Origin of the sequence: Pseudoteredinibacter isoporae (assembly GCF_011602085.1) — a bacterium.
GTDB lineage: Bacteria > Pseudomonadota > Gammaproteobacteria > Pseudomonadales > Cellvibrionaceae > Pseudoteredinibacter > Pseudoteredinibacter isoporae.
Genome location: NZ_JAAONY010000001.1, coordinates 376,066 through 401,802 on the forward strand (window position 1 = coordinate 376,066; position 25,737 = coordinate 401,802).

A 25,737-nucleotide genomic window follows, 5' to 3' on the forward strand; every position below is an offset into this window, starting at 1 on the left:
AACTTACACCTCGTTCGGGAGAAACATCGTCAGCTTTACACCTCCCAGATCACTTTCCCCGATATGAACATCCCCACCATGTAGTTCAGCTATGGATTTCACAATCGCCAGGCCCAAACCACTGCCACCAGAATCTCTGGAGCGGCTAGGGTCGAGCCTTGTAAAGGGTTCAAATACACGCTCACGCTTGCCCGGAGGAATACCAGGGCCATCATCTTCAATAATCAGCGTAAAGCCGCGACCGTCATGTTCACAACTGACACGGCATTCTGATCTGGCATAACGACCTGCATTACGCAATACATTGATAAGCGCCCGTTCAATCAAGCGCTCATTGGCCACCAGCCGAAGGGAATGATCCACTTCATTGATAAACGCCAGTTTCGGGTAGATGGTTTTCAGATTGTCTTTGACTCGTTCGATCAATGCCGACAGTTCAATATTGTCGTTACGCTCATAGCTGCCCCGGTGAGCCAAGCGGGAAAAACTCAACAACTCCGCGATTAAATCATTTAATTCATTGATGTTCTGTTCCAGAGTTTGCTTGAGTTCATTTTGCTCGGGCGTATCCTGGCTGAGCATTTCCAGGGCAAATTCCATGCGTGCCAGGGGACTTCTGAATTCATGGGCAACGCCGTGCAGAAGATCCTTGTGATTCTGGATTTGCTGGTCAATTAATGCAGAGCGTTGTTTTTCGTCCTCGATCAAAGCAACAATAACGTCCCTGAGATTTTCAGCATGGTTGCCTGTACTGAGCTTATAGTTATCAATCAGATTAAGATGTTGCCGTTCGTATCGACAATAGCAAAGCACCATCAAACTGCCGTTAATTAGAAACAACACAGCCGCCAGCACAAACTCGCTTAACATCATCATCCACATCGGTAAGCTGTCAATGTGAATCAGGGCAATAGTATCCGGTTTGACCCGCCAATAGACGATACCTTCATCTTCCATGCTGTATTCGGTGGGCTTTAGATCAGGAATATCACCCAGAACATCGGCTGCCACGTAGAACTCTACGTTGTAACCGTAGAGGCGATTGATTTTATCTTCAAGCTCGTCGCTCAGCTCAGCGCCGTCTTCCATGTATTCGCGATGCAAATTCTCAAATTGCTCAAGAAATATTTCATCGTAGTGAGCGGTTTTTTCGAATTGATAATCCGCAATGGTATTTTGAATATGAAAAACATGCAGCCAGACGTAAGCGACATTCAAGGCCAACGCGAGAAGACAGTATTTCAAGCTGCGCATTATCATTATTCGATCAACTGGTACCCGCTGTTTCGCACGGTGACAATCACACTCGCGGAATGAACACTCATTTTTTTACGAATTCTCGAGATACGCAAATCTACGGAACGATCCAAACCATCATATTCCAGGCGAAACAGAGATTGATACAAACTTTCCCGACTCATGGCACGGCCTTTGTTTTCAGCCAGCAGCCAAAGCAAATCAAACTCCGCGCTGCTGAGGTCCAGCACATTGCCTTTGTAGCGAGCTTGTCGGCGCCCTTGGTCCACAATCAAATCACCGTCAGCGGCGAGAACCTGCATTTCCACATCGTCCTTCTTACGACCATAACGGCGCAGTTGGGAGCGAATATGGGCCAGCAGCACGCGTGGCTTAATGGGTTTACTCAAATAATCATCGGCACCCAATTCCAGCCCTGTGACTTCATCAATCTCGTCATCCAGTGCGGTTAGCATAATGATAGGGCCAGGAAAGTCATCGCGAATGGACTGGCAAATGGCCAAACCGTCGGAGCCGGGCAGCAGCAAATCGAGAACAATGAGATCCGGCTTAATCCGCTGGATTCGTTCAATCGCCTGGCTGCCGTCGTTTTCCACCTCGACCTGATAACCATTGTTTTCCAGATATTGGGAAATCAATCCAGTCAGCTGCGTGTCGTCGTCGACCAACAACAGAGTTTCTGCCGCCATTCGCCCCTCTGCACTTTGCTCAAAAGAGATCATACTACCTCATTTTTTAAGGGAGTGAGCGGCAATTGGATTGCCCAGAGAAAACGGGCCTTCCAGCTCAGGCAGGCTGAGTACAATACTTTTGAGGTAGGGCTTTCGGCGGCACTTATCGGTTTTGTGCCTGAGTAAACGAATGTGTTTATCCTGATAGCTGAGACTGAAATCCTGTGCCTTGGTACAACCTGTCGATTTGACTTGAAACTCAATGCGGCTTTCATCCAACAGCGTTACGCCATAGATAGCTTCCAGCTCTGGTTTGCTTTCCCCTTCAGCGCCGATAAAAGCGCTAAAGAGGCCAAGCATGATCATATTCATTGGCATAGCCTCTTTATGTGAGAGATTGATATGGATGGACGCGGCTCTCACCGCGCCTTTTCGTATCCCTTATGGACCTATCGGGTAAACGCCATCAGTTCGAGACTTTCATAATCATCAAAGGCACCGACGGCGATATGCCACACACCCGGCTGGGGATTGCGCAACAAAATCTTTTCAACACTGCCTTCCATCAGCGGCGCATGGTCATAGTTACTCTCACTCACTTTGCTGCCATGCTTCAGATAGAGATCGGCATCGCCATTGTTGCCTTTGATATCCACCCAGAGAATACGAGCTCCCTGGGGCACATGAATGCTGAAGTGTTTAAGGCCACTGGTTTGATCACTCAAGCCGTGCACCAGACGACCACTTTCCAGCATACCACCGCTTGGTGGAATTGGAGTGGGCGTGCCACCGCCGGAATTTCCGCCACCCGTATTACCACCGCCGGCAACTTGACCACTCTTCACTTGAGCCACCCATTGCGTGAAAGAAGCCACTCGGGCATAAACACCGTATTTATTTGGCTCAGCGCAACCTTCGCCCCAACTGACGACACCCAATTGCACAGGCTTACCCTGGCGATTCGTGACCAGCGGCCCACCGCTGTCGCCCTGACAGGAATCTTTGCCCCCTGCGGCCAAACCCGCGCAAATTTCGGTATCCGCAATTTGACCGTTGTAGGCTTGAGGACTGTTGCATTGTTCACGACTTACCAGAGGAATGCTGACCTGATGCAGCTTGGTTGAAAAGTCTTCACCGGAAGAACTGCGGTTTCCCCAACCACTGACCGTCGTGGTCGTTCCCGGGCGCGCATGATTGTTCATAAAATCACTGTCAGCGATAGCAATGGGGTCGACGCTTGCGGGCGTTGCCAGTTTCAACAGAGCAATATCAGCCGCCGCCCCCTGGCTGTAACTCGCATGGGGGTACATGGCAGTTACCGCAATGGTTTCACCTTCATTAGCATTAGCCAGATCATTCACATTCAGGCGAACTTTAAAGGACGGCATTTCATTCGGTTTAATGTCTTCAATACAGTGGGCCGCCGTCAGTACCCATTGCTTATCAATTAAAGAACCACCACAGAACTGCTGGCCACCGATGGTCAGGGCCGCCTGCCAAGGGCGCTCGCCCTTGGCGCTGGGCTTGCCACCGATAATCCGGTGCAGCGTGGTTTCCTGTTTCAGTTTGAGCTTAAGATTGTAGCTCTCTCCCTGTGAGCTGGCCTTCTGACTTGCCTCGGCGTATGGAAGGCCCAGCAAGCTCATCCCTAAAGCGGAAAATAGAACAGTTTTTACAGATACAGACACAATTATGACTCCTATCCAGGTTGGTAAGAGTCATTAAAGGCTTAAAACGGGCGGGATATTAGTGTTGTTGTGTAGAGAATTTGTATCTCTTTGTACACGTCTTTTAGGTTCCGGTGTATTCGGAACAGGCATTTCTCAATCCGTCAGGCCTTCCCGCAACTTAAGCAAGATGGCATTTGTCCAGCCAAACCCATACTGGTTTTGATACTCACCGCCGTCTGCAAAACGCTCTGTATTTACCACATCGTATTTTTCATAGAGCTTGCCCGTCTTGCGGTATAAATCGGTGACATTGTTTAACCAGGCTTCGGCACCTTCTCGCGCCAGCGCTTCAAAGCCATAATTGCGCAAGCCTCGATACACCGTCCATTGCAGGGGTGCCCAGCCGTTCGGAAAGTCCCACTGCTGGCGGCTGCTGTTAGTCGACGTTACCCAACCGCCCGGATACAGGAAATCACTCTGCAAGTTTCGGGCAATCGCCTCGGCCTGTGCGTCTGTAGCCAAATTGGCATAAAGCGGATACGCCGCCGCCAGGGTTTTCGTTGGCCTGAAAGACCCATCCTGACAATTCAAATCGAAGAACCAGGCGTCCTCCGAATCAAAAAATAATTCCTGAATGGCTTGTTTGCGGCGATTGGCGAACCCCTGATATTGCTCGCCCATCTCAACATTACCGGCCAACTGAAACGCTTTTGCCAGAGCCGCTTCCAGTTCATGCATCAGGCAGTTGAGATCAACAGGAACAACCTTAGTGGTTTCGATGCTGGCAAAGTCTTCTTTATCGGCAAACCAGCGCGACGAAAAATCCCAACCACTTTCGCAGGCACTGCGAATATCACAAAACAGTCTGTCATTGCCATTATCCGGTTCTACGCCCAGCGCTTTACTCAACGCTTTGTCTTCAAAGAAACTCTCGGGGCGAGGTGTATTCAGATCATCATGATAACGGTTTAACAGGTAGCCCTTTAATTTCACCACTCGGCTGTGGGCATCACCATTGTTAAACAGTTGATCCTGTCCCTTCATCCAATAGGCGTACTCGGCCTCCATAACATCGATATAACCCAGAATCAGACGCTCATTGTTTCTCAAGCTGGCCAGTAACTGAACCATCAAAGCGAAATAAGGCGGTTGCGTGCGACTTAAATAGTATTCCCGATTACCATTTGGAATCACACCATAGTTGCGCATCAAACTGGCAAAGTTCTCTACCATATCTTCCACCAGATCAACGTGGCCGCTATTGGCCAGGCCGAGCATAGTGAAATAGCTGTCCCAATAGTATATTTCCCGAAATCGGCCACCGGGCACTACATAGGGTCTGGGTAAATGCAATAAAGAGCTGTTTTCAAAATCAGGCTGGCGAGTCAGCTTCAACCAAAGCTTATCAATATACTCCCAGACTCCATGATTCTCCGCTGAAAAGTGCATGACCGGATCCACAGGTAGATCAAAATGCGCTTCTACAAACGCCAGAAGGTCAACATCGTTCTTATTACGAAGCTGTAGATATTTTTCCCGAATACTTTCCAAATCCGTTTTGGGACTCGCATCGGCAAATATTTTGGAATCCTGAAATATCCGTTGAGTTTGCACATCAAAAAACAATTCGGGAATGTCCTTCGACAGACATATGGATTTTAACGCTTGCTGTTTCACGCTTGTTAACTCTCTGTACTCAAACCCTGGGGACTGCCTTGCGCTTCCACCTTTGTTCTAAAGAGGTATAAACAAGCAACTAAACCAACGATTGGAATTAATGAAAAGTAAAAGGCTTCCCGCCCACCGACCACTTCAAACAGCTTGCCAGTAAGAATAGAACCTGTTGTTCCGCCCAAAGCCGAAAACACGACAATCAAACCGGCCATGGCGGCGTGCATTTTCAAGGGCAAGGAAGATAAAATTAATGAATTAACGGCGGGATAAATGGGCGCAAGACACAAACCAATCAACGGAAAGACAAAAGCCGCCACGGGTGCAGCCGACCAGCTCTCAACCAAACTGCCATCATGACTTGCCGCCATCGGCATGGCCAGCAACACCAACCCAGCTGCCGCAAAAAGGCAGGCATTCAATAATAGATACCAGCTGACACGTTGCAGAGCAAAACCCGCACACAAACGACCAATAGCGGTTGCCGCCGCCAGCATACTCGCCATTTGGATACTCAGACTCGCGGACATATTCAAGACGCGGGAGTTAAATGTTGGCAGCCAACTCATAATGCTCTGTTCCACCAAAACATACAAAAAGATACTGACAACGAAAACCGTCACCAATGGTTTGGCACACAGCGTTAACATACCCCAAAAATCTTCCTTGATGCTTTTGGATTGCTCGTGTTCAGCATCGATTTTGGATTCATCCAACGGGGATACCAACAACAGAAAGAATGCCATCAGGGCTAATCCGGACAGCAGGAAGTACACATTCAGCCACACCAGATTACCCGGATCATCGTTATCAACGTAGAACGAAAATAAGAAATAACCGGATAAAACGCCCACCATGAAAATCGCTTCCAGGAAATTCATAAAGCTGGCGTGTTCTTGACGTTTCTCAGCAAACAGAGCAATACACGCAAATGTGGAAACCTTAACCAGTGCAAAACAAAACCCGGTTACCGCAAACAACAGCTTGATGGACCAAAAACCGGGAATATAGGGAATCAATAAACAACAAGCAGAGATCAGCAGCAGAGAAAACAACATGGACCGTTTATAACCGATCTTTGTGATAAAAGAACCGATTAAAAAAGAGGTCAACGCAATGCTTAAATCCTTATACGCCTCGATAACACTGGCGGCGGTCTCACCCACAGCAAAACTGTTTTGCACCTGAAAGATTACCGTGCCCACGCTGTTCAATAACATCGCAAACAAGAAGTAATTGATAAACAGGGAGAGCTTAACCGTCCACAGTGAATTCATAAGTTCCTGGCTCCAAAAAAAGTGCTTGCTACCGCCCAACACAGATTTCAATCAACGATAGCAAGCAACAAGGCACACTAAAAAGCGTAAGAGATACTGAATTTAGTGGTTCGAGGAAGAATATAACGTCCGTTTGGAGCCGATGGATTACGAGGATCACCTTCGGTCAGCCCTTCTTCGTCTGTCACGTTGTCGACCAGCAACTGCAAGCTCAACTGTTCATTGGGGTAAAAGATCACGCCCAGATCCACTTTCTCATAACCCGGCAGCACTACCGTGTTACCGTTATCACTAAAGCGATCATCAACAGCGGTCAATGTTCCGTACAGTGTAGCCGACATGCCATCGTTCAGTTCGATGTCATAGCTCGGAGAGAGGCGAATCTGATACGGGGGTTGGCGCTGGGCTTCGTTGCCATTGTTGTCCGGGCTCTCGGTAATTTCCGTTTCCTGGATGGTGGCATTGGCCAATAGGGAGAAACCGCTTTCATGCACCCACTTCACATCGACTTCCAGGCCATAAGCCTCGTTGGTGAACACTTGGGCCGGAGCACCCGGCTGGGCCACAAAGGTATCGCCTACCACTTCATTGCCAAAGAACGTCAGATACGCTGAAACAGTTTCAAAGCTGGCTTTATAGCCTAACTCAAACTGTTTCACTTCCTTAATCAGATCTTCACCGCCCTGAAAGGCACCGTAGTTATCTCTGAAATCGTCAAAGTACGGCAGTTTGAAACCTTTACTGACACGAGCAAACAAACCCTGATCTTCTGTCAGTGCATAGTTAGCACCAACGGTAAAAGAGGTTTTGTTTTCATTGTAGTTTACAAACTTACTGATATTACCGGTCAGACCTTCATCTACACTGTAATCAACATCGTGCTCTTCATTGCGAACACCGAAATCAACACTCAGCTCATCATTAAAGCGATAAGTCACGGTGGCGTACACCGCATTCTGGGTCATATCACCTGTGGCATCGATATCGTAGTTCCAACCACAGCTATCAACATCCGCCGCATTACAAGCGATACCGTTCACACGTTCACCACCCTGACCGACCACATAATATTTTTGATTACCCAGAGACCAAAACTCATCCACCGAAGTGGTAGCGGTGTAATAGCCCAGCACAAAGTCAACGGAATCGTAACTACCGGTCAGGGATAAATTGTTCGTGAAGGACTCGATATTTTTTCGAACTTCCCAGACACCGAATTGCTGAAGATAGCGATCCGCTGAAATGGCATTGCCGGTCACGGCTCCGGTGATATCACCCACAACGACAGCAGAAGCATCCAGGCTCGGATCGGCCAACAGCTGCCCCACGTTTACTGCACCACCATTAGGGACAAAGCCCAGTGTATCCGCGTCGCCTTGGGTAAAATTCAGATTATTACTCAGTGACCAATTTTCATTAATATCGAAATCGGCATTCAAGCCGCTGACCGAACCATCCCAACCGCGGCCATCCCCCAGATCGACATTGCGTACATCGCCATTGGGGCCAGCAAGAATGCGGGCCTGTCGATTCAAGGTGCCAACTTGAGTATAAGAAGCATCAACACCAGGAACATTCAGGGCGCCGGGGAGATACCAAGTACCGTGATCATCGGTGACTCGATGATAGCCAGATAGACTGCCGTTCTCCAACTCCTTGGTGATGTTCACGGTGAACTGACGTCCTTTTTCCGCACTGAACCCCGCATCACGAACACCCGGTGACGATTTCACATAGCCACCCACCATGTAGTACAAGCCGTCGGTAATTTTGCCACTGGCAACGGCATCAAATCTCTGCAGGTCATAATCGGAAGTGGTGTACTTAACGAGGCCTTCGCTTTCATCGTGACCACGTTTCAAAATAAAGTTCGTTGTTAAACCGGGCTGGCCATTATCCTGCACAGGTTGTGGGCCACCGCGCAAGCCTTCGACACGCTCAATGGTTTCGTCAACACGAAACAGCGTGGTGTTTTCCAGAAAGGACAAGGTTGATGGTGGGAAAATCGGGGCACCTTCCAACTGCAAGGTATAGAACGGGGCATCACCACCTGCCGGGAAACCACGCACAAAAACATTGGCGCCAGCAACACCGCCCGAGCTTTCAGCCCAGACTCCGGGGATGGATTTTAATAGGTCGGCCGTACTCTTGGGGGAGAGCTTGGCAATATCTTCATCATTCACATTGGTAATCGCAAAGGCGGCATCCAGCTTACGCACTTCGCTGCCATTTGCGGTACCGGTGACGACCACCTCCTCAAGGGCTGATTCTTGAGCCATAGCCGTCGTGCTCGCGCACGCTATTGCCGCCTGGATGGCCAGGGGTAAAAACTTGGCTTTCATTATTATTCTCCTCTCTTTCACAGAGCAATATATGAGTTTCATACCGACAATGGCCAATTGCGCGCTTTTTTCCATGGTCGATGAGCAGATATTAGCCACTGATGAAATCGATTTCAACAACTTTATGAAATGCATTTCATAAAATCTTTCAGAAGCTCGAAAACCCACAGAACATAGGGATTACAATCGATTTCAATGTTAGTGCTGGTTTCCCCTTATAGGTGGTGATAGAGTTTTGTTTTTTAATAGAATTATCGATGGAGCAAGTGCGTGTCACGACAGACCCCGGTCACAATGGATGAGGTAGCCGCTGCGGCCAATGTTTCCAAACCCACCGTTTCTCGGGCGCTCAGTGGCAGCGAGCTGGTCAGCCCGGCCACCCGGGACAAGGTACTAAAGGTCGCCCAGGAACTCGGCTATGCGGTGAACCGTAATGCGCAAAAACTGCGCCATAAACGCAGCAACACTATTGCCGTTTCCATCGACTTTTTATCCCATCGTCAGAACCATATTTCAGATCCATTTATCTTTGAGTTGCTGGCCGGCGTGTCTGAAGCACTGGGCGAGCACAATCAGGATTTATTGCTCACGGCCCCGAATCACAACAACAGCACAGATTTTCAACAAATGCTGCTATCCCGGGGTGTCGACGGTTTTATTTTTCTTGGCCAGGGCCAGCGGGAAGATATGCTGATGGAGTTTGCCAAACTTAAATCCCCGATGGTGGTCTGGGGAGCCAAGCGCAAGAAGGAATCCTATTGCGTGGTCGGCAGTGATAATTTTGGCGGTGGCCAGATGGCAGCGGATTATTTATACCAACAGGGCCGGCGCAATATCTTATTTGTGGGCAATACCGACCACACCGAAATCTATTGGCGTTACAAAGGTCTGGAAGAAACCCTTGACCAGCACGACGAGGTTTCCATCAGCAAGCTGCAACTTAATTCTTTTTCCTATGAAAGCAGCTATCAGTCGGCGGTGGACTATTTCAATCAAGTCGACACCATGCCCGACGGTATTTTCACTTACAGTGATACCGCCGCTATGGCGATCATCATGGCGCTCAAGACAATGGATTTGCAAGTGCCAAATGACGTCTCGCTGGTTGGTTACAACGATCAACCCAGTGCCGGCTTTTTCAACCCGCGTATCACCACCATTCGCCAGGACCCTTACGCCGCTGGAAAGCTTCTGGTCAGTAAGCTGATGAAAATCATTGAACAGAAACAGGTGCGCTCCGAAACCATTGATACTGAACTCGTGGTTCGAGATACCTGATCGAAAAATTTCCACACGGCTGTATTAATCCAACAGGGCATTAGTCCGCCAGAGCACAACCTTTCAATCCGGGCTGATCCGCAGTCACCAATGCGATGGGTGTTTTGCGACACAGAGCCTCAAAACGCCCTTTATTGCTGAAGGTGTTGCGAAAGCGCTCTATATCGATATGGGAATAGAGTCGCGGCGTCACACCGCCACTTAAATAAACCGCCGACCAGGCACCCATTGCCAACGTGAGGTCACCGGCCACGGCGGCAAGAATATCGAAAAAGTCATGTACACAGGCGATAGCAATTGGATCGTTCGCGTCTAATGCTGCAGTGATTTCCGGCGCGCTCAAGGTACGTTCCTGCCCCTGTATTCTGGAATTTGCCCAATACAAGTTTTCCAGACCGGGCCCGGAAAGCAATCGCTCAACCGAAACCCGAGAAAAACGCTGCTGTAACAATCGCAGCAATTCGTTTTGATGTTCATTGATAGGAGCGAAAGCAATATGCCCACCCTCGGAAGGTACCAGCTCGCCACCGGGCATAATGGCAGAAACCCCGAGGCCCGTACCAGCACCAATCACCAGACGCATACCACTCACTGGCCCCTCTGGTTGATCGTCAAGCCATTGCAATTCCGAGTTGCCAATCTGTCGAACGTAAAACGCCTGGGCATCGAAATCATTAATGCAACGCAAGGGCAACTGCATTTTTTCCGATAAGGCTTTTTGACTGAACGTCCAATGACTGTTCACCAGCGTGATTTTATCCTGCTCTACAGGGCCGGGAACCGCAAGGCAGATTTTTTCTGGTCGTATTACTGAAGGCTGTTCCAGATAATGAAAAAGAGCATCGTCAATATTGTCGAAATCCTTACAGGAATATTCCGTCAGGTTTGACAATACTTGCTGTTCAGCGCTCATTGTGGCGAAGCGTGCGTTGGTGCCGCCAATATCAGCAACCAAAGTCGATTTTTCAGAAAAGGCGGTATTGGCTTTCACAACTCAATCCAGACATGCTTATTTGTATTACTGTTCTTGGTAGCGCCCCAAAAACATGGAGCGCTTATTCTGGCCCGGCTCTATACGCTGAGCACCTTCATCGTGTTGGTACTGCCCAGCACATTATCACAGTCACCCAAAGTTACAATCACTCGATCTCCAGCGCTGACCAATTGCCGGTCGCGCAAATTATTGATTGCCATGTTCAAACGTTCTTCTTTTGGATAGCTGTTGATGTCGAAGGTTACCGGCATCACACCGCGATACAAGGCAACCCGATTCTCGGTGTGCTCATGCCGGGTAAAGGCAAAGATGGGTAATTTAGAATTAATACGACTGGTAAGCAATGGAGTATTTCCGGTTTCCGTCATGGAGATAATCGCCTTGACTCCCATTAAATGGTTGGCGGTATACATAACGGCCATGGCGATGGATTCGTCCACCGCATTAAAATCCTGATGCAGACGGTGCCCGGAGTTGAACGCCAGGGGATGATCTTCTGCGCCGACAATGATTCGATGCATGGCCTCCACAGCTTCAACCGGATAACGTCCGGCCGCCGTCTCTGCGGATAGCATTACCGCATCGGTGCCATCCAGAACCGCATTCGCCACATCGAAAACTTCAGCCCGTGTTGGCAAGCAGCTTTCAATCATCGACTCCATCATCTGCGTGGCGGTGATGACAACGCGATTTAATTCCCGCGATCTCTGAATCATATGCTTTTGCACAGCGACCAAAGCGGCATCACCGATTTCCACACCGAGGTCTCCACGGGCAACCATAATGGCATCGGAGGCCAAAATGATCTGATCAAGCAAATCGTAATCGGCAACCGCTTCCGCCCGTTCAATCTTTGCGACAATATGCGCTTCACTGCCTGCCTTTTTTAAAGCCGCTCGCGCCCGCTCAATATCCTCTGCGCTGCGCACAAATGAAACCGCCAGATAGTCCACACCAATTTCAGCGGCCAGTTCGATATCACAGAAATCTTTTTCGGTCAGTGCCGGAGCCGACAAACCACCGCCTTCTTTGTTGATGCCCTTGTTGTTGGACAGACGGCCACCCACAACGACCCGGGTTTCAATCTTCTGACCCAGGACCGCCTCAACTTGCAGAATCAGGCGACCGTCATCCAATAGCAGTCGATCACCCTGAGCGACTTCGTTCGGTAAACCTTCATAATCCAGACCAACGCTTTCCTTATCACCATCCAAAGGCGACATAGCGCTGTCCAGAACAAAACGCTGACCTTTTTCCAGATCGACGGCTCCTTCCTTAAAGCGCGAGATACGAATCTTCGGCCCTTGCAGGTCACCCAGAACCGCCACACTGCGTTTCAGTTTACTGGCCAGCGCTCGAACCGTTTGAATGCGCTGGCGATGATCATCAGCATCGCCATGGGAAAAGTTCAGGCGAACGACGTTCGCTCCGGCTTTGATCAAGCGCTCCAGAGCATCATCTTTGTCGGTGGCCGGTCCAAGGGTGGTAACAATTTTTGTACGACGGATCATGCAACCGCCTCACTGAGGCGACTGGCGGCGATCAACGCTCGGGTATTGTCCAGCATACGATTGGCAAAAGCCCATTCATTGTCGTACCAGGACATCACCTTCACCAGATTGCCGTTGACCTTGGTTTGGGTTGCATCAAAATTCGACGAGGCAATTTCATGATTGAAATCCACCGACACCAAAGGCAATTGATTGTAAGCCAGAACACCCGGCATATCTTCGGAAGCTTTACGTAACAATTCATTCACTTCTTCGGTGCTGGTTTCGCGCTGAGCGACAAAACTGAAATCAACCAGCGAGACATTGGCCGTCGGCACACGTACCGCCATGCCATCAAGCTTGCCCGCCAATTCTGGCAGCACCAGAGCCACCGCTTGTGCAGCACCGGTTTTGGTTGGAATCATCGAGGTTGCAGCGGCACGGGCACGATAAATATCACTGTGGAACGCATCGTGCACCTGCTGATCATTGGTATAGGCATGAATCGTGGTCATAATCCCACGCTCGATGCCCAGATCCTGATTAAGTACCATCGCCAAAGGCGCGAGGCAATTGGTCGTACAGGAAGCATTGGAAATAATCTGACAATCCGCATTCAGCACATGGTGGTTTACGCCATACACAACTGTCGCATCCACATCTTTCGCGGGTGCGGAAATAATAACTTTGTGAGCCCCCGCCGTAATGTGCGCCTGAGCCGCATCTCGGCTGGTAAAGAAACCGGTACATTCGAGCACCACATCAATGGCCAGTTCTGCCCACGGCAAATCTTCTGGGTTTCGTTCCGAACACAAGCGAATGTCATGGCCGTTTACCCGAAGCGTATTGCCCTGATGCTCCACCTGCCCCGCGAAGCGACCATGAACAGAATCAAATTGCGCCAGGTGCGCGTTGAAATCAGCAGGCGCCAGATCATTAATGGCAACCAGCTCAATCCCACTGTGCTGCTCGCCTTCGTAGAGCGCGCGAAATATGTTCCGGCCAATACGGCCAAAGCCATTGATGGCAATTCGAATTGTCATGGAAAACCTCTTAATAGTAATGATGGCGAGGAAAACGCTATCGCTTTGTAATTTAATAAAATATTAGTTTAATTTTCATTACAAACCAATAGATTTATGTAATTTAATTAAATACACTTGTTTGAATTAAGCGCTCTCCACGCTCTGATTTGTGCAACTTTTGAGGCATAATCAATAACTTAAGGGATATCCAGCGGAACAAGATGAATCTTTTAATTCAATTACAAAAAGAACTCGCCACCCTGAGTAAATCGGAAGCACGTATTGCCGAGGCGATCCTGGCCCAGCCAGAAGCCGCCACGAACTACACTACAGCGCAACTGGCTCGCCTGGCCGAGGTGAGTGACCCGATGATTTCCCGCTTCTGCAAATCCATCGGTTGCAGCAGCTTTCCCGATTTCAAAGTGAAGCTTGCCAAGAGTCTGGCCAGCGAAAGCTCCTTTATCAGCAAGGCCGTCAGCCCGGGCGACACTGCTCGGGATTTGATTGAAAAACGTGTCAGTGCCAATCAGCTTGCGTTGGCTTTTATCCGGGAGGAACTGGACCCGGAACTGATCGAACAGTGTATTGCCATCCTAAAAGCGTCCAAGCGCATTGAGATTTTTGGTATGGGTGGCGCAGCGGCGATTGCAAAAGATGCCCAACACAAACTCTTTCGCCTGGGCATTCCCTGCGTCGCTCACGAAGATCATTTGATGCAGAGAATGTCCGCCGCAGGTGCCGATAAAGATTCCGTGATCCTGATGTTCTCGTTCACAGGGCGTACTAAAGCCATGGTCGAGGTCGCACAAATTGCTGCCGCCAAAGGCGCCAAACTGATTGCCATTACCAGCCCGGATTCACCATTGGCGGCAGAGGTTGATTTGGCGATACCTTCAGGGAATGAGCTGGAAGACACCACCATCTACGTCCCAATGACGGTAAGAATTGTGGTGCTCACCATTATTGATATTTTGGCAACCGGTCTGGCCCTTGCACTCGGCGAGAATATGGATGATCGCCTGCGTGAAATTAAGCACAGCCTAGACGACACCAAAACTCCGTAGGCATTCAGCAGCGATGGCCAGCCGATATCACCGCTGATGTTACCCTGCCAGGCTGGCCGCTTCACGGGCTTTGCTCTCTATAGCCGCCCAGTTCTTGTCTGCAATATCGCCTTTTTCCAACATCCAACTGCCACCAACACAGAGAATATTATTCTGGGCAAGATAGTCTATGGCCTTTTCAGGATTAATCCCTCCGGTTGGGCAAAAGCGCAACTGTGGTAACGGTCCGGCAATGGCTTTCAAAACTTTCAGGCCGCCTACGGCTTCTGCAGGGAAAAATTTCAAATGACGAATGCCCTTAGCCAGCATCTTCATCGCTTCACTGGGTGTCGCAACACCAGGAAGAATCGGCACTCCCAAGGCCAGCGCACGGTCAACCAATTCATCCGTATGACCTGGGCTCACCAAAAATTCAGCGCCCGCAGCAACAGAGTTTTCGGCATCTTCTGCGCTGATTACGGTACCCGCACCAACAATGGCCTCGGGTAATTCCTGTTTGATTTTACGAATGGCGGCCAGACCGTGTTCTGTGCGCAAAGTAACTTCTAATACCTTGAGTCCGCCAGACAGAAGGGCTTTTGCCATGGGCACGGCGTCTGCCAGATCGTCAATCACAATTACCGGTATCACCGGGCTGCTCGTCATTATTTCTTCAATTCTACTCATTGCTAGTCCTGATTATTTTTCCGTAATCATGTGTTGAATCAAGGCGCGTAAAAAACATGGATGTCTTTTTCCTGTTGCTGCAATAAGGCGGCAACTGGATGATCCTGAACGGCAGCGTTTTTTGCGGTCTGATACACATCGAATTTTTCCTGCCCACTGATCATCAGTGCCACAGTACTGGAATTAAGTACGGCGTGTTTGTTTAATGTCATACGCTCTGTATAGGGCCCGGTGACTTCACTTTGCCTGGCATGAACCACACAGAGCAGCTGCTGATCATTCGTTTGCGAACTCAACGCATCATCCAAACCATCCGCACGGGGAAACCACGAAGCCGTGTGTCCATCGGTCCCCATACCCAACAGGGCAAAGTCAAAAGCGCGCCCCAAACGGCGATACTGTTCTTCCGCTGCGGCCAAGCCGGCAGCAGCGCTCTTCGCCTGATTTTTCAGCCCAGCAATATTGAGCCCCTGGCAGGCTCCCGAGGAAAAACAACGCTCGATGAACGCTTCATTACTTGCCGGATGATCCTTATCAACCCAGCGTTCATCCACAAGGGCAATCCGGGTACGCGACCAATCCAGATCCTGTTGCGCTAAGGACTCATACAAAGGCTTTGGGCTACTGCCGCCAGAGAGTGCCAACAAGGCATTCCCGTATTTCTGTTGAGCCGATTCAATTGATTGCAATAGATGAGCTTGTACGGCCGATAGCATTTCCGGCTTACTATCAAAAAAAGATTCAATTACCACACAGGATTCCTATTGATTCTCGCCAGCGTTGAACCAGATTCGTCCATCTCGGCGAATCAATTCATTGGCCGCCTCGGGGCCCCAACTTCCTGCGCGATACAAATGCGGACTTTGCTTCTTCTCAGCCCAACTATTAATGATCGGATCGATCCAGCGCCAGGCGCTGCGAACTTCGTCCCGATGGATAAACAATGCTGGATCCCCTTTTACCGCATCCATGAGCAAACGCATGTAAGCATCGCCATGGGGTTTGTTGTAGTTCAGGTTTAAGGTAACCGGCTCAAGCTCCACCCCCATGGATTGCATATTTTTGGAGGTAATCGTGAGCTGAATCAGTTCTTCTTCCTGTAAGCGAATCACCAGGCGATTTGGATCAATATTTCCTGCCGATTCTTCATAAACTCGATGAGGAATGGTTTTAAACTGAATAATGATTTCCGCACAACGCTGTTTCAAGCGTTTACCGGTACGCAGATAAAAAGGCACTTCGGACCAGCGCCAATTGTCAATAAAACACTTTAACGCTACAAAGGTTTCGGTTTCACTGCCGCCATTTAATTCTTCAAGATACCCGGGAACCATTTCACCGCTTTGCTCACCGGCAACATACTGACCTCGAACGGTTTGCTGTCCCATGTCTTCCGGCAATATTGGGCGCAAGGCTTCCAACACTTTGATTTTTTCGCTACGAATGCTGTTGGCATCCAGTTTATTAGGTGGCTCCATCGCGACCAGGCACAGCAATTGAAGTAAGTGGTTTTGCACCATGTCACGCAACGCGCCCACTTCATCATAAAAACTTACGCGCCCTTCAAGGCCTACCGTTTCAGAAATACTGATCTGGACATGATCAATTGCACGGCCATCCCACAGCTGGGCAAAAATTTGATTGGCGAAACGCAGAGCCAATAAATTCTGAACCGTTTCTTTCCCCAGATAGTGATCAATTCGATATATATTGTTTTCGGGGAAAAACTGGGCAATGTCCTCATTGATCGACTCGGCAGAAGCTTCGTCATAACCCAAAGGTTTTTCCACCACAACACGGCTGTTCTCATTGCACAGACCATGCTCTGAAAGCAACCGACAACACACCGAAAACACACCTGGCGGAATTGCCAGGTAGTAAACCCGATGGTGATCAGATTCAGCGTCCAAAATGTTTGCAAGCTCTTGCCATTGCTCATCGTCGCAAGACACATCCAGTAACAGCGTTACAATGCGGGCTTTAAAACTTTCCCAGACCTCTTGACTGAAAACATCCTCGCCGCTCAAATAGCTTTCCAGTTTGCTACCCAGCTTATCGAAATAGTTTTCCAGATCATTCGCCTGCCTGGCGGTGATGATGATACGGCATTCCGTTTGCAAACTGCCCGCCTGATGAGCCCGAAACAAGGCCGGAATCAACTTGCGCTCTGATAAATCACCGGTGCCGCCAAAGATGACAATATCGGTTTTATTCGACATAGTTAACCTCCGCCAAATGTCGAAGATGTTTATTCTGAAAATACACTTGCACCCTGCTCCGCATTGCCGACCAGAGCACGGAAGCCCTGGAACAGCTCTCGTCCCATGCCATTTGTCTGGCCGATGTCATAGGTTTTCGCCGGACGTTGTAATACCAGCTCATCCAATACATTGAGTCGACCTTCGTTTGCATCCAACTCTATCATATCGCCGGTTTGAAGCTTGGCGATTGCGCCACCTTCTATGGCCTCCGGTTGCAAGTGAATCGCCGCAGGCACTTTGCCCGACGCTCCGGACATTCGGCCATCGGTCAGCAGCGCCACTTTGAAGCCTCGATCCTGGAGCAAGCCCAAAATCGGTGTCAGCTTGTGCAACTCTGGCATACCATTGGCTTTTGGCCCTTGCAGACGCACCACCGCAACAAAATCTTTTTCCAACTCACCCGCATCAAACAAAGTCTGTAATTCATCCTGATGTTCAAATACGATCGCGGGTGCACATACTTTGCGATGAGCTTCGTTCACCGCAGAAATTTTGATGACAGAACGCCCGAGGTTACCGCTTAACAACTTCAAGCCGCCCTCATCACTGAAAGGTTGTTCGATGTTACTGATAACATCGGCATCCAGGCTCTTTTCAATACCGTTTCGCCATGCGACCTGACCGTTTTCCAAAAACGGCTCCTGACAATAGTTTTCCAGGCCCTTGCCCGCAATGGTATTCACATCCGAATGCAGATAACCGCCTTTCAATAACTCGCGGATCAATAGCGCTGTGCCACCTGCTGCCTGGAAGTGATTAATATCGGCCTGACCATTTGGATAGATACGACAAAGCAAAGGCACAACCGCTGACAATTCGGACATGTCTTGCCAGTCGATAATAATGCCCGCCGCTCGGGCAATCGCCACCAGATGGATCGCGTGATTGGTAGAACCGCCACTGGCGAGTAAGCCAACAATACCGTTGACAATAGCACGTTCATCCAGAATTTCCGCTAATGGCATAAAGCCATCAACCAAAGCGGTTTGCTGCAGAATTCGTTGGCTGGCTTCCCGTGTCAACGCATCGCGTAATTCGGTATCGGGGTTTACAAAGGAACTGCCCGGTAATTGCAAGCCCATAAATTCCATCAGCAGCTGATTGCTGTTGGCCGTTCCATAAAAAGTACAGGTGCCCGCACTGTGATAGGACTGGCTTTCGGATTCCAGTAATTCTTTGCGGCCCACCTTGCCCGCTGCGTACAACTGGCGGATGCGATGCTTTGCAGAATTGGACAAGCCGGTTCGCATTGGCCCTGCAGGTACGAACACAACCGGCAAATGACCAAAAGACAATGCGCCAATTAACAGGCCCGGCACAATTTTGTCGCATACACCTAGGCACATCACGCCATCGAACATATTGTGCGACAGGGAGATCGCCGTCGACATGGCGATTAAATCCCGGGAAAACAATGACAGCTCCATGCCATCCTGCCCCTGCGTGACGCCATCACACATCGCGGGCACCATGCCCGCCACTTGGGCAACCGCACCCTGTTCGCGAACGGCTTCCTTAATAAGATCGGGATAATCTTTAAACGGATGGTGAGCCGACAACATATCATTATACGAAGATACGATGCCGATATTCGCGCTGCGATCTACCGCTAAAACGGACTTATCATCTTTTCCACAGGCGGCGAAGCCATGGGCCAGGTTACCGCAGGACAGACCACTGCGATAAACCCCGCGCTGGCGAGCCTCGCTGATTTTTTCCAAATAACTGGCTCGGCTGTCCTGGCTGCGCTTCCGAATTCGTTCGGTAACCGCTGCAACAATTGAATGGAGCATAAATTCTTATTACCTTGGCAGTAACAGAGGATTCCTTCTAATGGGAATCTTGGGGTTCCGGAAAGCTTTGCAGGGGTCTCGAATAAAAAGATGCCCCCATACAACGGGGGCCATGGATAATACTTGAAACGAGACTCAATCCATTAAAAGCTGACAGTCACACATGACACCTGTGTAACTTAATTAAATGATACACAATGTTTGACACAAAACAAGTAATTTAATTAAATAAATCCAGAGCCTGCAACGGCACTTCCTCACATAAATGTAATTCAATTACACAAGAAACCATTAACACGATAACCGAGACCTCCCCAATGAGCCCTACCCACCACCCGTTATCCAACTATTTCAGCGCCATGCAGGGCGAGCGAAGTACAGTGATCTGGCGGGGCTACAAAGTTTTTCTGTTCAAACAAATCTGGGGGGAACTGGCCATTGCGGAACAAGGCGCCCAGGTTCTGCATTATCAGCCGAAAGACAGCCGTGCGCTGCTGTGGTTGAGCGAGGAAAGCGCCGGACCGGGAAAAGCGATTCGCGGCGGCATTCCCCTTTGCTGGCCGTGGTTTGGCGCTCACCCCAGCTTGCCAGATCAGCCCAGCCACGGGCTGGCCCGCACGGCAAACTGGTCGGTAATCGAAGAAACCCACAATTCTGAACAAAGCCATTGGACGTTGCGAGCTCCCGAATTAGTCGATGGCATCACGCTTGAGCTCCATATCCGCGCCGATGGCGTTCAGCTCAAGGTTCAGCTGACGACCGAAAACAAACGCTCGCAGGCCTACCCCATTACCCAGGCCCTGCACAGTTACTTGCAGCTATCCGATACCCGCAATATCCAGATTCATGGACCAGAGACAGAGGCTTATTACGATAAGCTCGCCCAGTGTTACACCCGTGGCCAGGAACACCATTGGGATATGGCCATGGACCGCATCTATCAGCACCAAGGCGATACCCGACTCCTTGACCAAGGCCTAAAACGCCAGTTGAACATCGCCAAAGAAAACAGTCAGTCCACTGTAATATGGAACCCGGGCAGTGATTCCCCACCGGCTGATATCGCCCCAAGCCAATTATCCGCTTTTATCTGTATAGAGGCGGCCAATACCGAACAGTATGATCCTGTAACATTGGCCCCTGGACAGTCCGTCAGTATCAGCACAACGCTAGAACACCAACCCCCGGAATAATAAAAAATAATCTCAAATGAGAAAATATTTCCATATTTTTCCAATGCACATTAATTCCATAAGCTTTTGATTATTCTAATAAAAACAATAAATCCCGCCATGGGCGAGTCTACAACCGATCAATAAACACCCTGCAAAGACTTTACATTAGTTTCATATAAGAACATTATTATCCTCGAAAAGCCTGTTTTGGAACGCTAACAATATCTGCGGGGATCATATGAACATCAAGCAAATTCACCATGTAGCCTATCGCTGTAAAGACGCCAAAGAGACTGTCGAATTTTATCGGGATGTTCTCAATATGGACTTTACTCTGGCCATTTCGGAGGACAGAGTCCCCTCCACCAAAGAGCCGGACCCTTACATGCATCTCTTTATGGATGCTGGCAACGGCAACATTTTGGCCTTCTTTGAAATCCCCAATTCGCCGCCAATGGGGCGCGACCCCAACACACCGGAATGGGTGCAACACATTGCCTTTGAACTGGAAAGCGAAGAGGAATTAATGGCAGCCAAGACCGAAATCGAAGCCAAGGGCATTGAGGTGGTTGGCCCAACCAATCATGAAATCATCAAATCCATCTACTTCTTTGACCCCAGCGGTCACCGCCTGGAACTGACCGTACGCACCGACAAGCCCGGCCAGATTGAAGAACTCAATCGCATTGCACCGGAAATGCTTGAGGAGTGGAGTCAAAAGAAAACCACCGTTAAACAAGCGGCCTGGTTGCACAGCGACGAATTTTCCGCCGAATAAGAACCAGATTGGGAGGCAAAGTCTATGTTAAACACCTACAGCTATCCGGAATTCGAATACCAGCAATCCGCAGAACAGGCATCGGGGGAATTAAAACGGCACCCAGTCGTAATTATTGGTGCGGGTCCTATTGGCCTTACCGCCGCGTTGGAATGCGCCGCCCAGGGTATTCCTGTTGTCGTACTCGACGATAACAATACCGTAAGCATCGGTTCTCGAGCCGTCTGTTATGCCAAGCGCCCGCTGGAGATCTGGGATCGTCTCGGTGTTGCCGCTCCCATGGTCGAGAAAGGCATCAGCTGGAAAATCGGTAAAGTCTTTTTTAAGGAAAAGCTGGCTTACCAATTTGATTTGTTGCCCGAAGAAGGCCACAAGATGCCTGCCATGATCAATCTCCAACAATATTATCTGGAAGAGTACATGGTCACGGAATGCGAGCGCCAGGAACTGATCGATCTGCGTTGGAAACATAAGCTGCTCAGCCTTTCCCAAACCGATGATGTCGCGACTCTGGTCGTTGAAACTCCGGATGGTGTTTTTAATATGGAAGCCCAATGGGTGATTGCCTGCGACGGCGCCAATAGCGATACCCGGAAAATGCTCGACGGCGAGTTCAGTGGACAGTTTTTTCAGGATCGTTTTTTAATTGCAGACGTCGTTATGAAAAACGACTTCCCTACGGAGCGTTGGTTTTGGTTCGACCCGGTTTTCCACAAAAACCAATCAGCCCTGCTGCATAAACAATCTGACGATGTCTGGCGTATCGATTTCCAATTGGGCTGGGAAGCTGATCCGGAAGAAGCCAAGAAACCGGAAAATGTCATTCCCTTGCTGAAACAAATGCTGGGAGAAGATTGTGAGTTCGAACTGGAGTGGGTATCAGTTTATCAATTTGCCTGCCGTCGCATGGATAAATTTCGCTATGGCCGCGTACTCTTTGCCGGCGACGCCGCCCATCAGGTTTCGCCCTTTGGCGCACGTGGCGCCAATACCGGAGTCCAGGATATTGATAACCTCGGCTGGAAATTAAAACTGAATCTGGAAGGTAAGGCACCCGCAGAACTGCTGGAAAGCTACAGCGAAGAGCGGGTTTTCGCGGCCGACGACAACCTGATGAACTCAACGCGCTCTACCGATTTCATTACCCCCAAAAGTAAAAGCAGCCGGATATTCCGCGATGCCGTCCTGCAACTGGCGGAGCAACATGAATTCGCTCGCCCCTTGGTAAACAGCGGTCGACTTTCAACCCCGACGCCCTATATTAATTCCACTCTGAACACCGCCGATGAAGATCACTTTAGCGGCAGCATGACGCCCGGAACCAATTGCGCCGACGCGCCAATTAAAATTCAGGACAAAGACAGCTGGTTACTGTCTGAACTCGGAGGCGACTTCAAACTATTGGTCATTAATAACGAATCGGCTCACTCGGTGGAACAAGGCGGTATTCATGCCAATGTGGTGCGCCTGGGCGAACACTTTGATGATTCGCTAGGTCTGGTGAAGCAACGTTACGATGGAGAGCAAGGCGCCGTCTACCTTATCCGCCCGGACCAGCATATTGCCGCCCGCTGGCGCCACTTTGATGAAGCCAAAATCAAAGTCGCCATTGCCAAAGCCAGCTGCCAACACTAAGGGAGAGACATGATGAGCTTGAACCTAAATGCCAACATCCCCAACCCGGATAACTTCTACAACCGCTTGATCGATATGCAAAGGGATTTGAGTGAGGAAGAAGTGCAGATGATGAATGCCAAGCTGATTCTCCTACTGGCCAATCATATTGGCGAGGAGAGTTTGTTGTTTGAAGCGATGGATTTGGCGAAGCCGATACATTCGTAGAGCCTGTTTACCAACAAAAAAGCCCCTTCATATGGGGCTTTTTTGTTGGTAAGAGTTAGCGATAACCCTCAAGCAATTCATCCACTTTTGTTGACCACACCGGCTCTTTATCCACGCCATTCCAGGGAATACTCGGCCACCAACGTTGGTTTTGGGGCGGTGAGCTGGGTTCAAAAGCCTGACCGGGTTTCGGGATAATAATGTTGCTGTTTTTATCGGAGCTTTCAGCGGCTACCAATAAACGTTCGATAGGTGCTGTCCAGGCGTGACGGGAAAGATTAAAGCCGGCCCAGTGCACGGGCAACATGGTGTTGGCCTGTAACAACTGATGGGCGATAAAAGCCTGCTCCGGTCCCAAGTGATTATCTCGCCACAGAGGGTTGTAGGCTCCAATTTCAATAATGGATAAATCAAAGGGTCCCAAACGTTCGCCAATTTCCGCAAAGTCAGGATGCATGGATGTATCACCGGAATACACAACGCTGTGCTCCGGACCGTTCACGGCCCAACCTGACCACAGGGTTTTCTTATGCTCGCTGCCGGACAAAGTACGGCCGGAGCTGTGGCGACTGGGAATTGAACTGATGGTCACATCGCCCAATTGCTGCTGTTGCCACCAATCCATCTCGTAAATTTTTTCTTCATCCACTCCCCAAAAACGCAGGTGTGCACCCACACCCAGAGGAACATACCAATTCAGATCCTGTTCTTTTAAACGTTTTACTGTTTCCATATCGAGATGATCGTAGTGATCGTGGGAAATCAGTACGGCATCGATACTTGGCAAGTCTTCAAATGCCAGGGGCGATGGATAAAAGCGCTTGGCACCCATAAAGCTGAAGGGGGAAGCGCGTTCAGACCAAACCGGATCGATCAGAATACGCTTACCGTCGATTTCCAACAGCAAAATCGAATGCCCCAACCAGGTAACGCGGAAGCCACTTTCAGGGGCATTCTGATAAATGCTGACATCCGTTGACTCTACCTCCAAGACAGGATCGGGTTCGGTATTCGGGTTCGACGCCAGGAAAAAAGCTCTGGCGGCCTTCCAACGATCTACCGGCTCCTGGGCAAGCTTATTTTTAAAATAGCTGCCATCCCATTGGGGAGACCGTTCAAATTGTTCAGCAATCTTTTTGTTGCTCAAATCAGGCAGTTGGCCAAAAGAACTGCAGGCAGAAATATAGATAGCAACAACAAGCGCAATAAGGGCAAACAACAGGTACTTGATTGTTTTTGACAGGGTTTTAAACATTCTACGAAAATCTTACAGAGCCAAGGATAAGCCGGCACTGTAAGCGTGGAACGATATTTGTACAAGTAAGATAGTGTTAACTTAACTTTTCTCTACATGCTGGGCTGGAATCAGGTCAGCATGTAGAGACGGTATGAAGAGATAGTTGTCGTTGACTGACAGGTTCTCTCTAAAGTTCTCTCTAGTTTTTCGCCCAACGTACAATATTACTCAAGGATTTTTGCAAGCCATTCATGGGCTGCACAATGTAAGCACCATTGACCAGACGCTGCTCATCGGTGTTTTGCAATTGTTGGTGCAATGCTGTCAACTGCTCCACCGTCATCGCCATGGACGCTTCCTGAGGCTGGTAAAGGCTGCCAATTTCATACACCTTACCAGGCTCCGCACTCATCTCGATATGGGAGCCCAGAATAAAACTCACCGGATTGTTCTGAGTGAACGAGTGAAGCTTGGCAATGCTGTGTTTGTAGTCTTTCCAGTTTTTCACATAAAGCACACCTGGATAAAAGCTGTCACCGGTTAACAACCATTGGGTTTTCGAATCGTAAACCGCAACAGCTTCTTCTTGATGACCTGGCGTTTTTATCACCGTCAATTCTCTGTCACCTAACGCTATGGTAGTGATATCGTCTTTATAGAAATCTGCAAAAGCTTTTTTACCCGCCTCGACCACTTCGGTATTTTCAAAAGATGAAAAAATCTCATCACCTGCGGTGTGATCACTGTGATGATGGGAGTGCAAGACCAACAACTGCTCACTGCGCCCATGCTTGTGAATAAGTTTCTGCACAATGTGAGCAAACTCACGCCCACCATCTTCGCTTTTGGCACCGGTATCCAACAACACATTTTTGTGCTCGCCCAACATCAGATACATCATGGGCGCTTCTGCATTGCTGCATTTGTTTTGACGAATGATATAGCTGCTCTCGTCGTACTGGTGAATTTCATAGTTGGACAGAATGGACTCTTTCATCAAACGGCTTTCACACTCGTCTTTTCCCGAGTTCCAATGCTTGTATTGCAGATCCTTGCCGAAATCCATGCGCTCAATATGAGAGGCTGAAAATGCGACGTGGTTCTCGGAGGCTTGAGTTTTTGATTGGGTATTGGCACAGGCGGCCAAACTGATAGAACTGAATGCTATTGCTACGGCGATTATTTTTTTCACGATCCTTCCCTCATCCTGGTATTGCAGATTTAGACGAGGGAAGAATGCAAACGG

22 protein-coding genes are annotated in these 25,737 nt (G+C 49.3%); 6 read left to right on the plus strand and 16 right to left on the minus strand.

The genetic code is table 11. From position 1 onward, the window contains the following. Window positions 1-3 precede the first annotated feature (3 nt). From G8768_RS01620 to G8768_RS01650, 7 genes are all read right to left on the minus strand, one after another. Entirely contained in the window at window positions 4-1,254 is a 1,251-nt protein-coding gene (locus G8768_RS01620; protein WP_166852397.1) for an ATP-binding protein, read from the minus strand. Window positions 1,255-1,259: 5 nt separating this feature from the next. Then, window positions 1,260-1,979 (minus strand): response regulator, encoded by a 720-nt coding sequence (locus G8768_RS01625; RefSeq protein ID WP_208020052.1) that lies wholly within the window; start codon window positions 1,977-1,979, stop codon window positions 1,260-1,262. A gap of 6 nt (window positions 1,980-1,985) precedes the next feature. Beyond that, window positions 1,986-2,300, minus strand: a complete 315-nt coding sequence (locus tag G8768_RS01630) for a hypothetical protein (RefSeq protein ID WP_166852394.1) — start codon at window positions 2,298-2,300, stop codon at window positions 1,986-1,988. Between the two features lie 77 nt (window positions 2,301-2,377). Next, the gene (locus G8768_RS01635; protein ID WP_166852392.1) at window positions 2,378-3,616 is read right to left on the minus strand and encodes a trypsin-like serine protease; all 1,239 of its coding nucleotides are present in this window, start codon (window positions 3,614-3,616) and stop codon (window positions 2,378-2,380) included. A 135-nt stretch (window positions 3,617-3,751) separates the two neighbouring features. Further along, window positions 3,752-5,275: a trehalase family glycosidase gene (locus G8768_RS01640; protein WP_166852389.1), complete on the minus strand. Its 1,524-nt coding sequence runs from the start codon at window positions 5,273-5,275 to the stop codon at window positions 3,752-3,754. A gap of 5 nt (window positions 5,276-5,280) precedes the next feature. Then, window positions 5,281-6,546, minus strand: coding sequence for an MFS transporter (locus G8768_RS01645; protein ID WP_166852386.1), 1,266 nt, complete (start codon window positions 6,544-6,546; stop codon window positions 5,281-5,283). Window positions 6,547-6,623: 77 nt separating this feature from the next. After that, window positions 6,624-8,888: a TonB-dependent receptor gene (locus tag G8768_RS01650; protein ID WP_166852382.1), complete on the minus strand. Its 2,265-nt coding sequence runs from the start codon at window positions 8,886-8,888 to the stop codon at window positions 6,624-6,626. Between the two features lie 270 nt (window positions 8,889-9,158). Here G8768_RS01650 and G8768_RS01655 point away from each other — a divergent pair, with 270 nt between their 5' ends. Continuing rightward, a complete protein-coding gene (locus G8768_RS01655) occupies window positions 9,159-10,166 on the plus strand; it encodes a substrate-binding domain-containing protein (RefSeq protein WP_166852377.1) in 1,008 nt (335 codons plus the stop codon). A gap of 40 nt (window positions 10,167-10,206) precedes the next feature. Here G8768_RS01655 and G8768_RS01660 read toward each other — a convergent pair whose 3' ends face one another. From G8768_RS01660 to gap, 3 genes are all read right to left on the minus strand, one after another. After that, window positions 10,207-11,157, minus strand: coding sequence for an ROK family protein (locus tag G8768_RS01660; protein WP_166852375.1), 951 nt, complete (start codon window positions 11,155-11,157; stop codon window positions 10,207-10,209). 80 nt (window positions 11,158-11,237) lie between these two features. Beyond that, window positions 11,238-12,671: a pyruvate kinase gene (pyk, locus tag G8768_RS01665; protein ID WP_166852372.1), complete on the minus strand. Its 1,434-nt coding sequence runs from the start codon at window positions 12,669-12,671 to the stop codon at window positions 11,238-11,240. Further along, window positions 12,668-13,693 carry a type I glyceraldehyde-3-phosphate dehydrogenase gene (gene gap / locus G8768_RS01670; protein ID WP_166852369.1) on the minus strand — a complete coding sequence of 342 codons (1,026 nt, stop codon included), beginning with the start codon at window positions 13,691-13,693 and terminating at the stop codon, window positions 12,668-12,670. The genes pyk and gap overlap by 4 nt, the downstream gene beginning before the upstream one ends. Window positions 13,694-13,896: 203 nt before the next feature. Between gap and hexR the strand changes: the two genes are divergently transcribed. Beyond that, window positions 13,897-14,739, plus strand: a complete 843-nt coding sequence (gene hexR, locus G8768_RS01675) for a transcriptional regulator HexR (protein ID WP_166852366.1) — start codon at window positions 13,897-13,899, stop codon at window positions 14,737-14,739. Window positions 14,740-14,778: 39 nt separating this feature from the next. Here the strand turns inward: hexR and G8768_RS01680 are convergent, their stop codons facing one another. Genes G8768_RS01680 through edd form a run of 4 tightly spaced genes read right to left on the minus strand, consistent with a single transcriptional unit; the run spans window position 14,779 to window position 19,459 of the window. Continuing rightward, a complete protein-coding gene (locus G8768_RS01680) occupies window positions 14,779-15,405 on the minus strand; it encodes a bifunctional 4-hydroxy-2-oxoglutarate aldolase/2-dehydro-3-deoxy-phosphogluconate aldolase (RefSeq protein ID WP_166852363.1) in 627 nt (208 codons plus the stop codon). A gap of 38 nt (window positions 15,406-15,443) precedes the next feature. Further along, the gene (gene pgl / locus G8768_RS01685; protein WP_166852360.1) at window positions 15,444-16,157 is read right to left on the minus strand and encodes a 6-phosphogluconolactonase; all 714 of its coding nucleotides are present in this window, start codon (window positions 16,155-16,157) and stop codon (window positions 15,444-15,446) included. A 9-nt stretch (window positions 16,158-16,166) separates the two neighbouring features. After that, on the minus strand, window positions 16,167-17,624 hold the full coding sequence (zwf, locus tag G8768_RS01690) for a glucose-6-phosphate dehydrogenase (RefSeq protein ID WP_166852357.1): 1,458 nt from the start codon (window positions 17,622-17,624) through the stop codon (window positions 16,167-16,169). 29 nt (window positions 17,625-17,653) lie between these two features. Then, window positions 17,654-19,459 (minus strand): phosphogluconate dehydratase, encoded by a 1,806-nt coding sequence (gene edd / locus G8768_RS01695; protein ID WP_166852354.1) that lies wholly within the window; start codon window positions 19,457-19,459, stop codon window positions 17,654-17,656. 317 nt (window positions 19,460-19,776) lie between these two features. On the opposite strand from edd, the gene G8768_RS01700 reads away from it, so the two are divergent. The 4 genes from G8768_RS01700 (at window position 19,777) to G8768_RS01715 (ending at window position 23,254) form a co-directional block, all read left to right on the plus strand. After that, window positions 19,777-20,652, plus strand: a complete 876-nt coding sequence (locus G8768_RS01700) for a D-hexose-6-phosphate mutarotase (RefSeq protein WP_166852350.1) — start codon at window positions 19,777-19,779, stop codon at window positions 20,650-20,652. 220 nt (window positions 20,653-20,872) lie between these two features. Next, entirely contained in the window at window positions 20,873-21,412 is a 540-nt protein-coding gene (locus G8768_RS01705) for a VOC family protein (RefSeq protein ID WP_166852347.1), read from the plus strand. A gap of 24 nt (window positions 21,413-21,436) precedes the next feature. Then, window positions 21,437-23,047 carry an FAD-dependent oxidoreductase gene (locus G8768_RS01710; protein ID WP_166852344.1) on the plus strand — a complete coding sequence of 537 codons (1,611 nt, stop codon included), beginning with the start codon at window positions 21,437-21,439 and terminating at the stop codon, window positions 23,045-23,047. 12 nt (window positions 23,048-23,059) lie between these two features. Further along, a complete protein-coding gene (locus tag G8768_RS01715; RefSeq protein WP_166852342.1) occupies window positions 23,060-23,254 on the plus strand; it encodes a DUF2783 domain-containing protein in 195 nt (64 codons plus the stop codon). A gap of 55 nt (window positions 23,255-23,309) precedes the next feature. Here G8768_RS01715 and G8768_RS01720 read toward each other — a convergent pair whose 3' ends face one another. Continuing rightward, window positions 23,310-24,509, minus strand: coding sequence for an MBL fold metallo-hydrolase (locus G8768_RS01720; RefSeq protein ID WP_166852339.1), 1,200 nt, complete (start codon window positions 24,507-24,509; stop codon window positions 23,310-23,312). Window positions 24,510-24,690: 181 nt separating this feature from the next. Further along, on the minus strand, window positions 24,691-25,683 hold the full coding sequence (locus G8768_RS01725) for an MBL fold metallo-hydrolase (RefSeq protein ID WP_166852336.1): 993 nt from the start codon (window positions 25,681-25,683) through the stop codon (window positions 24,691-24,693). Window positions 25,684-25,737: the final 54 nt, after the last annotated feature.